Annotated in this window: 4 protein-coding genes; all 4 read right to left on the bottom strand. The window is 63.2% G+C overall.

Annotated features, from left to right (window positions below; translation table 11 throughout):
* Positions 1–251 precede the first annotated feature (251 nt).
* Positions 252–1,019 carry a GH36-type glycosyl hydrolase domain-containing protein gene (locus OU682_RS21980; RefSeq protein ID WP_268944338.1) on the bottom strand — a complete coding sequence of 256 codons (768 nt, stop codon included), beginning with the start codon at positions 1,017–1,019 and terminating at the stop codon, positions 252–254.
* Positions 1,016–8,599 (bottom strand): GH36-type glycosyl hydrolase domain-containing protein, encoded by a 7,584-nt coding sequence (locus tag OU682_RS21975; RefSeq protein WP_268944337.1) that lies wholly within the window; start codon positions 8,597–8,599, stop codon positions 1,016–1,018. Before OU682_RS21975 ends, OU682_RS21980 begins: the two co-directional genes overlap by 4 nt.
* A 1,890-nt stretch (positions 8,600–10,489) precedes the next feature.
* Positions 10,490–11,125 (bottom strand): DUF2934 domain-containing protein, encoded by a 636-nt coding sequence (locus tag OU682_RS21970; protein WP_268944336.1) that lies wholly within the window; start codon positions 11,123–11,125, stop codon positions 10,490–10,492.
* Between the two features lie 185 nt (positions 11,126–11,310).
* Entirely contained in the window at positions 11,311–11,667 is a 357-nt protein-coding gene (locus OU682_RS21965; RefSeq protein ID WP_268944335.1) for a hypothetical protein, read from the bottom strand.
* Positions 11,668–12,351 lie beyond the last annotated feature (684 nt).

Below are 12,351 nucleotides of genomic sequence, written 5' to 3'. Positions count from 1 at the left end.
CCTACTCCGAAGATCGGCGATGACCGCCAGCGTTACCTACGGCCGCGCGGCTCGCGCTACGCCAAAGGCTCCGCGCGGCCTCCTACACCACCACATGGGACACAGCCCCGTCGGGGGGGGCGGTCACATCATGAGCGCCCATCGACGCCCTCAAGGACTTGCAACGTCGAAGGCCCGAACGCTTCAAGAAGCGGGTCTGCAGTCAGGCGGGATGCGACATCTAGAGAGCAGGGAAACCTGGCTATAGCCCGTCACCTGAAGGCCTCATCAAGGCCCTCAAGTGAAAAGCTGCCATCCGTCCCTGGCCCTTTTCCGTCCAAGGTGACCCCATTCAGTGTAACCTCGATCTGGCGCATGCGGCCAGCAACTCTAAGGGTGGCACTGAAGCCCCGCCAGTCCGGAGGCAATGCCGGCTCGATCCGCAGCCGGTTGCCGCCCTCGGGCACGATGCCGAGGATACCTTCCACCGCCGCGCGGTAAAGCCATCCGGCGGAGCCCGTGTACCAGGTCCAGCCACCGCGGCCGGCTTTGGAACCTTCTGCATAGACGTCGGCGGCCACGACATAGGGCTCGACGCGATAGCGGTCAGCAGCGCCCCGTGTCTCGGAGTGCGAGATTGGGTTCAGCAGGTCGAACAGCTGGTGAGCGTCGGCGCCACGGCTCATTCTGCCCAAGGCATAGACCATCCAGCACGCAGCATGGGTATATTGGCCGCCATTCTCACGCACGCCCGGGGGATAAGCCTTGATGTAGCCTGGATCCTTGTCGGTATGTTCGAACGGGGGTGTGAAGAGCTTCATTGTACCGGTGCCGTCGTTCCACAGCCAGCCCAGGGCGGCATCTACCGCCGGGCCGATCCTGTCCGGGCGCCCCACGCCCGAGATTGCCGCCCAGCTCTGCACTATGGAGTCGATTTGGCATTCGTCTGATGCTGACGAGCCCAGTGGGCTGCCGTCGTCAAAATAGCCGCGCCGATACCATGCGCCGTCCCAACCCGGACCATCGAGCGCCTCGGTCACCGCGCGACGATGCGCACGCCAGGCAGCGGCACGTTCGTTGTCGCCGCGTGCCTCGGCCAGGGGGCAAAGGCGTCGATCGTGGCGCATAGAAACCAGCCAAGCCAGACGCTCTCGCCGCGCCCTTCCTCTCCTACCCGGTTCATACCGTCGTTCCAGTCACCGCCGAGGATAAGCGGCAGCCCGTGCGTTCCCGTCCTTGTTACCGCCAGATCCAAAGCGCGGGCACAGTGGTCATAAAGTGGCGCGGCCTCGTCAGACCGCTCGGGCATCAAGAAGTTGTCGTGCTGGCCCGGCTCCAGTACAGGTCCGGTGATGAACGGCACTGCCTCATCCATGACAGAGCGGTCGCCGGTCAGGCGGACATAACGTTCGGTGGCATGGGCCAGCCAGATTACATCGTCCGAGATGGTGGAGCGCACACCCGCGCCGCTCGACGGCAACCACCAGTGCAGCACATCACCCTCTGGAAACTGGCGCGCGGCGGCGCTGAGGATCTGGCGCCGGCACAGGTCCGGGTCGTGCAAGATCAACGCAGACGTGTCCTGCAACTGGTCGCGGAACCCGAAGGCGCCAGAGGCCTGATAGAAGGCCGAGCGCGCCCGGATTCGGCAGGTCAGCGCCTGATAGGGCAACCAGGTATTGACCATCAGGTCCAGCTTGGGGTCAGGGGTCCGCACCTGGAGCGTCTCCAGAAACCCGTTCCACTCCATCGCGGTGTGTTCCAGCGCCCGTGCCATCTCGCCCTCGCTGGTGACGGCATCCAGGATGCCGCGCAACTGGGCCTCGGGCGCATCGGCAAGGGCGATGACCAACTCGGCCGTCTCGCCGGGCTGGACAGTGAGGTGGGTTCGCAGCGCCAGACAGGGATCGCCGTCGGTGTCGGTCGAGTTGGTGGGCCACGCGCCGATCAAGGCGTCAGGGTAATGCACATCGCCCGCACCGAGCACTGTGGCTCGCGAGGCAAGCCATCCCGTCACCGGCCTGTTGCAGGCAAGGCCCGCAGTGCGTCCCGGAAATTCCACCGACCAAGCATTACGAGCGATGATCGCATTGGCGACGGCCTGCGCGCGGATCACGGGCGCAGTTTGACCACGGTCCTTGCCGAGCACCAGCTCAGCATAGGCAAGACAATCAAGATCCAGCCGCTCCTTTCCCCGGTTCGTCACCCGCAGACGGGTCAGCTTGGCGGGTTGACCTGCCGCCAGCGTCTGAACGGCGTCCGTGTTGATCCAGTCGCTCCACGACCTGAAGCGGCTGTAACCCAGTCCGTGCCGTGCCTCATGAATCGCGCCCGGATCGGGGCACAGCGCCGCAAAGGGCGACATGACGCGGCCAGTTCGGCGGCAGCGGAGCAAGATCGCTTCGCCCGGGCGGTTCTCGACTGCATCGTTCGACCACGGGGTGATCTGGTAGTCGCGGGAGTTCACAGCCCATGTAAAGCCGGCACCCTCGGCCGACACATGGAAGCCGAAGTCGTCGCGCGCGATCACATTGATCCACGGCTGGGGCGTGAATTCGCCATGCCGCAAGCGAATGACATACTCGCGCCCATCCGATGAGAACCCGCCGTAGCCGTTGAAGTGACGCAAATCCTCTGCAGGAAATTCCGGCATCTCGCGCGGCGCGGCGTATGCGGCTGGAACGAGCCGAGGTCGCCGGCTCTGCAGGGGCGCCGCCGTGGCCTGTCCCCGGGCCAGCTGTTCGGCCAGGGGGCCGTTGCGACTATGCAGGACAACCCGCGCCACTGCGAGCAGCGCCTGCAACTGGGCGCCGTCCACCTGGTCCTTTCGTAGGAGAACAACATGGCGTGCAGCAGGATCGAGATGCGCGCGCAGGAAGGTGTCGCACAACGCCGATAGCGCGTTCTGCAGATCCTGGATATAACTTGACGCCCGGTCGTTCAGGATCACGAGATCAGCGTGAATACCATGGTGGCGGAAATAGTCCTGCATTCGTAGCGCTGTTCGGACGATGGGCAGGTCACTTTCGGTATCGATCCGCAGCATCAGGATCGGCGCATCCCCCGAGATGCCAAGACCCCAAAGGCCAGACTGGGGACCCACTGCGTTGCGAAGATCGGAACGCCGCTGGATCATGCGGCTGTCGGGCCAGATAAGGTGCGCGGCATAGGCCCGAAACATCGCCGCCTCGTCAAGGGAGCTGTCCAGGTGGCGGAGCTGCACCTGCGACAGTGTCCAGGCCAGCCGGCTTTCATGATCATAGGCATTGCCCTCGCCGTAATGGGTCAGCGCGGCGTCAAGGGATGCCTCATCCTCCGTGACGATCGTCCAGAAGGTCAGTCTTGCTGCTTTTCCGGGCGCAAGGCGGACGCGGCGACGCAGGGCAAAGATCGGATCCAGCGTAAAGCCTTGCTCGCCGGCCAGCCGTGCGTCCGGCTCCATCGCGGCGGGGCGGGTGATGTCGTGCCCCCTGCCGATGAAGGCGCGGCGGTCAGTTTCTGCGCCCAGGGGCGTGCCGCCGGTCGCCAGATGCGCCAGATGCAGGCCGGGTTCCCGCCCCCGGGCATTACGATGGGCAGTGATTGCGCTGCCGTCGCGCTGGATCGCCGTGCGCACGAACATCTTGGAAAAGGCTGGATGCGCCAAGTCCGCCTGCTGCCTGTCCAGCACGATCTCGCCATAGGAGGTCACTTCGATCACGCGTGGGCGGGACGTGCGGTTGCGAAGCGTCAGGCGCATCCCCTCGGCCTGCGCCTCGCAGGCAACAATCATCTCGAGATGGCTCTCGATCCCGTGGGCAGTTTTGAAGAATTCCGCCTTGTGACCGGAAAAGATGGCGTGCGTTTCCTCGGAAGGTGCCGCTTTCGGTGCGGCTGTGGCCGACCACCAGTCTTGCGTCTGGGCGTCGCGCAGGAACAGGAACAGACCGTCGCGGTCCACGGCAGCATCGGGACGCCAGCGGGTGACGGCGACGTCGTTCAGTCGTGACCACCCGGTGCCGGTCGCCGTGACCATTCGGCTGTAGCGTCCGTTCGCCATGAGCCCGATTGCGCGCGGCGCATGGGCTGGGTCATCCACAACCGTCTGCGTGGCTGGGGCAAGTTCTGTGTCGCTGCCCGCAAGGCCGTGGCCGGGCGTCGGGCGGGTGATGGGAACGATCTGGCGCGGGGCTTTTTCCTGCAGCAGCAGTTCTGCCGCCCGGATCACCGGATCACCGTGGAAGCGGTCGCGGTGAATACCGTCCAGCACCGCATTGGCGATCGCGACAATGCTCATGGCTTGGTGGTGGGCCATGACGGTGCAGACAACCGCCAAGTCGGCTTCGTCATGCAGTCGGGCCGGGGTGAAGTCGACGGCGTCAAAGAAGCCATGCCGTCCCAGGGCGCCGATCCGTTGCAATCGCTCGAAGTTGACGACGGCCGCATGCGGCCGGATCTGGCTGGCGAGCGCAGTGGCATAGGGGGCGACAACCAGATCCTCTGTCGCCAACCGCTTCAGTGCAAGTGCCGGGGCGCCGAAGGCATAATACTGATAGTTCATCTCGCGGTCCCGGGCGTTGAAGGCGCTTTCCGAAACCCCCCAAGGCACGCCCCGCGCGCGCCCCTGCGCGACCTGGGCATCCACCGCTGCCACGCAGCCCTGCAAGAGCAGGCTGCCATGCCGTTCGTGCATCACCAAGGGCGGCATCAGGTATTCGAACATCGAGCCGGACCAAGACAACAAGGCCCCGCGTGCCCCCAAGGCGGCCATGGGCCGACCCAGGCGAAACCAATGCTCGTGCGGGACATCGCCTTTGGCGATGGCGAATAGGCTTGCCAGCCGCGCCTCGGACGCCAGAAGATCGTAGCAGCTTTCGTCCAGTTGCTCGGACTCGGCACGGTAGCCGATCGACAAAAGTCGCCGCTGCGGGTTCATCAGGAAGCCGAAGTCCATCCCGAACGCAAGCGCCCGGGCGCGTTCGGCTAGGGCGGCCACGCGCTCCTGCACCTCCGGGGCATTTGCGGGCGGCCTAATCGAGGCTTCGCAGGTGCGATGCAGTGCATCAACCCACCACAGCAGGTCGCTTCCGTCAGCGTCGGCTTTGGCTACATAAGCCTCCGCGAACTGGCGGATATCGGCCGCGATCTCCGTCAGGTTCAAGCCGCGCCCGACAGAGAGGTGCGGTTCAGCCAGGATCGTGACGTAGCTTTGGGAGAAACCCTCGATACGATCCAGCAGGCGGTGACGCAACGGGCGCAGGGCCCGGCGGTCGTCGGGAATTGTCTCAAGCTGGTCAACAAGGATGTTCAGCACGTCGCCGACCCCTTGCGGGTGGGTGGGCACATGGACGATGGCGCCATGCGTCCAGTCCCTTAACCCAGAGGCGAGCGTCACCAGATGCCCTGCAAGGTTGCCGCTGTCGACCGACGATACATAGCGTGGCGACAGCACTGACAGGTCGCGTGTATCATACCAATTGAACAGATGCCCATTCAGCTTTTCCATCCGTTCCAGCGTCGACAAGGTGGCCTCGATGCGGTCCAGGGTTTCGGTCAGACCGATCCAGCCAAAGTCACGGGCCGAAAGTGTTGCCAGCAGATACAGGCCGATATTGGAGGGCGACGTCCGCTGGGCCAATTTCGGCTCGGGCACATCTTGATAGTTGTCGGGGGGCAGGTGGTGTGTGTCGGGGCCGACGAATTCCTCGAAGAAACGCCAGGTCATGCGGGCGGTGCGGCGCAGGGCTGCGGCATCCGCGGAAGTGATGCTCAGCCGGTCTTCGGTTTCCAGCGTGCGGCTTGTTTCCCAGGCCAGTGGCGGGGCGATCAGCCACATCAGCGCGAACGGTGCTGCAAGGAGCAGATTCGCGGGGTTGATCCACGCGACCAGCAGCAGTGCCGTAATCCCCATGACGGGAGCGATGGCCATGTGCCGCAGATACCCGGTCCGGCTGCCCGCTCCGCTGGCCGCTACGTCCGAGCTGCTGCGCCATTCCAGCATGTGCTGGTGGCTCACCCACATGCGATGCAGGGTTCGGCCGATGGCATCCAGCGCCAGAGCCACCTGGTGAGGCATGAAGGACAGGCGCAGCACCGCGGCCGACAGAAGCACCCTGCCTTCCGATAGCAGCACCCGGAGATGGTGGCGGAGCGAAACCGAGGGATGGACGGGTATCAGGCCAGAACAAAAGCTCATCACTGATCCGCTAAACAGCATCAGGATCAGCAGAACTTGCCAACGGAAGGCGGCACCGGGCGAGAGAGCCAGCCAACCCGCGACCGAACCCGCGATCCATGCCGCCGGCAGCAGCGAGCGGCGCAGGTTGTCCGCCATCTTGAAGCGGGCAATTCCGCCCAGCCCATTGCCTCGGTTCAGCAGGAACGGCAGGAGCTGCCAATCACCTCGGATCCAGCGATGCTGGCGGGCGGCATCCACATGATAGCGTACAGGAAAATCTTCTACTACTTGTACGTCCGTGACCAACGCGCAGCGGGCAAGCGCCCCTTCGAGCAGGTCGTGCGACAGGACAGTGTTATCAGGGATGCGTCCTGCCGTCGCGCGCATGAAGGCATCGACGTCGTACATGCCTTTGCCGGTAAAGCTGCCTTCGGCAAAAAGATCTTGATAAAGGTCGGACACGGTGAAGACGTAAGGGTCCAGTCCTCGGTTCGTCGAGAAGATGCGCTGGAAGACCGAAGCCTCGCCGCCGGACGTCAGGGATGGGGTGACCCGCGGCTGAAGGATCGCGTGCCCCGATATCACCCTGCCCGTGGCGTCGGATATCGGGCGGTTCATGGGATGTGCAAGCTTTCCGGCCAGGCCAGCAACCGAATTGCGCAAAAGCCGCGTATCGCTGTCCAGCGTCAACACGAAGCGCACGTCCAGAGGAGGTCGCGGACCGGTCTCCATGAATGAGGTATCGGCATCCCCTCGCAGCAGGGCGTTCAACTCCATCAGCTTTCCCCGCTTGCGCTCCCACCCCATCCAAACGCCTTCCCGTGCGTTATGCACACGACGCCGATGCAGCAGGTAGAAGCGGCGGCCCGTCGCGGCGTAACGGAGCGCCAGATCCTCAATTCCGCTCCGGGCGTGGTCTAGCAGCAGGGCGTCGTCAGGCCGCGCCTCATAGGCGTGGTCGGCCCAGTCCGACAGCAGCGCAAAATCGATCGCTCCCGAAGGGTTGGCCAGGTAATGAAGCTCAAGGTTGCGCAGAACATCGTCCATCTCGTCGCGCGAAGTCAGAAGATAGGGGATCACGACGAGCGTGCGGGCTGTGTCAGGCACCGCGTCGGCAAAATCATAGGCTGGCAAGCGTCGCGGCGGGAACAGCCGGGCCACGGCAACCTGCGCAAGGGCAAGGGCGGCCTCGGAAGCAGGAAACAGGGCCAGCAGAAACAGGGTGGCGACGATCCAGGTCGTTGCGTCAGAGCCCTGGATCATCAGCCCGGCAATCAGGACGGTCAGGATCGCGACCGGACCCGCCAAGGCGACCCAGCCCGCGAAGCGGGTGCGGCGGCGGAGGCATTCACCAAAGGTTGGACGATAGGCAATGCGCGCCTCCAGCCCCGGCAAGTCCTCGGCCAACAGCAGACGCCCCGGGTCTGCCCCTTCCGCGGCGGCTATGGCCGCGCGCGCTATCTCCACTTCGGTAAGGGTGGACCGCCGGGCGAGCTTCTCGATCTGCTCGCGGTAGGCATTGCGCGTGGCGCCATCCAGCGCGGCAAAATCCGGTGTGCGGCGAAGTTCCCGGTCCACGGCCGAGACGCTTTCGAACCACTCCAGCCAATCCGTCTCGTCGATCAGGCGCAGGCTACGGATGATGTTGCCCACGGTGACATTGCCGCTGGACTGGCGCGTATGTTCCGCGGTGATGATCGAGTCCGGAGTTTGTCCTTCTTCCGACAATCGTGCTTCCAGCCAGTCAAGGCCCAAGACTGTCGTTCCAGAACCATCCTTGAGGCGATAGAGCAGCTGCGCGGCAAAAGTTGTATCATGAGCCGCAGCCTTCTGGGATGCCAGGCAGGCCGCCGCGGCCGGGGCGGCACACTCGAACAATCGGTCGGCCAATGCGTTGGCTGCAGCGCGCTTGCGGCGGCTATCCTCGATCCGATCGGACAAGCGACGCAGGTTCTCAAGCAGCACAAAGCGCAGCATCGAGGGAACAGCCCAAACTTCGCCGATGGTCAGGTCGACATTACGCTGCATGCCGACAACGGTCTGACTCAACTCCACCAGCGTCACGGCCGAGTTGGTCAGCGCGACATGGGTCCAGGCCAACGCCAGTACCCGGGGGACATGCTCGCCCCCGGTGAGTTGCAGCGTAGGAAGGCTGTTATAGGCTTTGGGTTGCAGGTCCCGGTGCAGGTGACGAAAGGTCTCGTCCACAATGTGGTGGTTGTCCAGCAGCCATTCTGCGGCAGGGGTGATGCTGCTTGTGCCGTGAGCCTCTTTGTAAATCGATAGGTAGGTGGCACGTACGGCTGCGCGGTTCTCCGTCAGACGGCGAGGGTACTGGAAGGGCTGCCAAGCGGGGAGGGCAGGGCCAAGCGACGTCGCCAGTGCGGATCCCGCCTGTTCGGGACGGCGATCCAGCCAAACCTCGTGACGGATCGGGGCTGCTAGCTGTGACTCTTGCCGCATTGCGGTGCGCTCTTGCCGGCGCCTACTCAGACGCATCGGTACGCGGCGGCGTGGTTGGGGCGCCGGCTTCCGGGCGTTCCGCGGCAGGGCGCTGCCCCCGCTCGCAGACCTCTTGGTCCCCGCAGGGCGCAGCTGCGCTCCCGTTCTCCTTCAAATCCGTCCGCTTTCATGACGAGACGGATCATCGGGTCGGCAAGCATTTCCTCGAGGAATAAGCCGGTCACGGCTGGGCCCGTCAGCTTGTCCTTCGCGGCCGCGCGCTCCAGTTCGACAAGTGGGATGGTCAGTGTCCGGTCGAGACCCGGATGAGACATGCGAGGGTACAGACGCACAAGGACCGAAGACTTGCAGACATCCGGTCTGATCCCGGCCAAGGGAATGGGGATTTGGGTGTCGAGCTCGTATCCTCCCGGCGGAAGCGTCTCATTGAAACCGAATGGCTCGACAGGGCGCAGAAAGATGACGATTGTCTTTATCGACGTGGGCACGTCGGGTCTCCTCCATCACAGTCGCGCAGCCTGCGGTTCCTGGGCTGCTGCTGCCGATCTTGCAGTCGCCTGAGAACGCAGTCGTGCAGGCTTGCATGACGTGTGCACAGCCTGCACGACCACTGCGGAGATTTAAGGGGCGGTACCATGCCGTTGTGCCTTTCTGGCGGATGGGCTTTCGACCCGCCACGACCGGCTTTGGAGCGCCGGACCGATCTTCAGCGGGCAAAAGCCATGCCGCTGTTTCGAACCAACGGTTGATCCTGCTGCCGAGGATATCGTTCGTCTACGATTGCATGTGCTCCGCCGGCCTTCCGCGCAGGGGAGGATCCCCTCTGCCAGAGTTGACCCTTACGAGTTTAAGCGAGCGGGAATGCATGCACTCTTTACTTGCAAAAGGCCCTTGCCCGCCATTGCCGTGGAATAGGCCGATGAGTGGGTCGAAACGTCTATCGAGCCAGTAGCGAGCGCCTTTCCCATGATTGATCAGACAAACTCTGGTTCATGGGACCGCGCCGATGGTCACTGTAGCCACGGCGATCTCTGCCGTCCAAGGGCCTTCGCCAGGCTGATGTCCTTAGGACTTCAGTTGCGGCTCGTCTGGCTTCGGACTGAGTGGTTGCTTGCCCAGCTACGCGTGAGCAGTCCTGAATGCCTCCAAAAGGCGTCCCTACGGGTCTTTGTGTGCGGCCGCTTCGATGGCCTCCTTCAGATGTCGTCGTTCGATCTGCCAACGCTCATGTGTCAGTTCCATGTTACTCTCCCTAATGGGAAAACTGCAGGGCTCTGTCCCCGCCGGAACCGCTGAAGCCCGCAACTGAGTCAGGCTTGTTCGGGCAGGCGGCATTTTCGTCCACGCCCAGCCTCCTCATCCGGCTTTTGCCAGCTGTCGGCGTCCGCTCGATCTATCAGGCGCCCAGGGTCACCATATTCCGATTGGGGATCGTGCGGTTGATTGCGCTGATTGTCGGCAATGCCTCGAATCCCCATAGGGGGCCCTCCATAAGTCGCACGCAGAACAATCTGCTGCGGCCTTCAAGATATAATTATCAGGCAAAGCCATTTCATCAGCAGGGTCTGGACAATCGTGCAAGCCCTTGGTTGCAGGCCAGACAATAGTGGATATCGGCGAGGTTGGGGAGCAGCGGGGGATGACGTCCCAGGGGTGGTGCTGCGCTGTCCGACGTCAGCAAGGCAGCATGGGTGTTAATCTTAAGATGACGTCCCAGTAATGCTGTAACTCAGTTGGGCTGTAGCGGTGATGGGCGAACCCGTTGCTCATCAGGATGTTTCCAGCGCGGCTGCTCCGAACTGCAAGGGTCTCGCGTGAAGGACGTGCGTTTGTCCTTCACGGAAATTCATTATGCGGGAGCAATCTTCATTGATAGCCGTGATGAAGACCTTATTCAGCCGTGTGGGAAGCGTCGGCAGCCATCGTAGGCTCTTCGGACATCTTTGTATACTGAGCCACCTGCGCTTGGTGACCAGCAGCCTCTTCCGCGACCGCGGTTTTGGGTTGAGGATCCCGGGCTGCCGTCGAACTGGTTGAGCCTTCTTCGGACACAGCCTTTGCTTTCCGCCCTCGTGCTGATTTCAGTGCCTCAGCGCCCTCCTGCCCTGCAGCCTTCGGTTTGCGGCCCCTGGTTGTTGCTGGCGCATCTGCCGAGGCTTCGGCGGCCACCTTGGAGGAGCGTCCACGCCGCGCTTTCGGCTGCTCCGTGCCATCTTCTGACACAGCCTTCGGCTTGCGGTTTCTGGTCTTTACCGGCTCCTCCGCCGAGACATCAGCGACCACCCGGATTGCTTCTCCACCGCTCGCGCCCAATGTGTCCGCAGCCGCTTTCGTCACAGCCCTTCGCTCCGGATGGCGGCGCGCAGCGGTCGTTCCAGCCGGGGAGGATGCGCGTGCATCGTCTTCCGCGTCGATCTCGCGTTCCGCCTGTGACCAGTGTTGCGCATCACGGCCATGGGGCTGGCCTTCCTGTTCCCAGATCGAATGGGCTCGTTCTTGGATCCGTCGCGTGCGTTCGTCAGTCATGATGTGTCCTCGTGTCTCCGATGAGCCTCTTGTTTCCTTGACCGTCGGCGCGAGATCGACGGAAATTCAGGTCTCTATGCCGGAACCGTGACACGCTCATGCGCCCTTGCCAATGGCTTCCTGGCAGCAGATCCAGTCAGGCTACCGGAGAGCAGCTGCCGTGGTCTGGGCACGACGATCCGGCGTCACAGACTTCCCGTGCGGCTGACCTTTTTCGGCCAGGGGAGGATGTTGCTCTTCTCCTGTGTCGCGTCCTCGTGAGCAGCCAGTTCTTGGGGCGTCCTCGTCCCCAGGTGCTTCTCGCGGGTCTTCTGACGCTCTGTAAGGCGGCGGTCGAGTTCTGCCTCGACAAGCAGGTGAAGAGCGAAGCGGTGCAGCCGGTGCTCATCGGTGAAGCCGGGATCGTTTGCCTCGGCCATGGCGCCGCGGCTCACCGCTATCAATTCGAAGTCCCGTTTCGAGGCCAGCCTCGTTCCAAGTGCTTCCCCAGCAACTTTCATGGCTTCGTTCATCAGCGTCGTGGGCAGGGATGCTCCAGTCATGATCTCTCCGTGTCTTCTGCCCGTCGTCCCAGTCGGCATCTGCATTTTTGCAAGATGCTGTCCGGAGCGGTGGGTTTGTCGGCCCTGTCTCCTCGTCACGCTGGACCAGATCTATGACGGGAACGCCTGTCCGCAAGGGTTGGCGCGGTCTACGGCATGCTGGCCGCGTCCAAAACGGATCAAAAATCGGCTATCAGACGATCTGGGCCAAGGACCCCGCCTGTCTACCTTTCGGCGCAAGTTCGGGAACTGCGCGGTGAGGGCTGAAAGACCGCATAAGGTTCAGCCCCACAACGGCAAAAGAGAGTGGTTAAGAAACGTTGCGACATCTCAAAGACGCTTCATTGATTGGCGGTCCATAAGGAAATGCCGGCACCCGCATGCGCAGAACCGGCACCAAGTTGGCCGGCAGCACCGGCGGCGGATAGACTGAGATTAGAGGGCCCCTGAGGCCTCTTAGAGAGATTTTCCAGGGTGGCGGGCATAGCCTGTCACGCGGTGTGTCTCGCCTGCACCATTTTCACCACCCCCCGCTCTCCTGCGCCAACCTTTGCCAATCTTCCGAGTGAGGCTGGGACGGCTAACGGGCGTTATCAAGCAGCTGATCGTGCCTACAGTAGCAGCGAGCGGTTCCAAGGCCGCTACACGCCGGAAGGAACGGCGCCTTGCTGCAGCCGTTTATCC

It is taken from the genome of Paracoccus benzoatiresistens, assembly GCF_026913015.1.
GTDB classification, from domain to species: domain Bacteria; phylum Pseudomonadota; class Alphaproteobacteria; order Rhodobacterales; family Rhodobacteraceae; genus Paracoccus; species Paracoccus benzoatiresistens.
This window is presented reverse-complemented; position numbering and strand designations above follow the sequence as displayed.

Excerpts from the sequence above, each read along its gene's own strand:
- OU682_RS21975 (WP_268944337.1), bottom strand. The coding sequence starts at position 8,599 with ATGCGGCAAGAGTCACAGCTAGCAGCCCCGATCCGTCACGAGGTTTGG.
- OU682_RS21970 (WP_268944336.1), bottom strand. The coding sequence starts at position 11,125 with ATGACTGACGAACGCACGCGACGGATCCAAGAACGAGCCCATTCGATC.
- OU682_RS21965 (WP_268944335.1), bottom strand. The coding sequence starts at position 11,667 with ATGACTGGAGCATCCCTGCCCACGACGCTGATGAACGAAGCCATGAAA.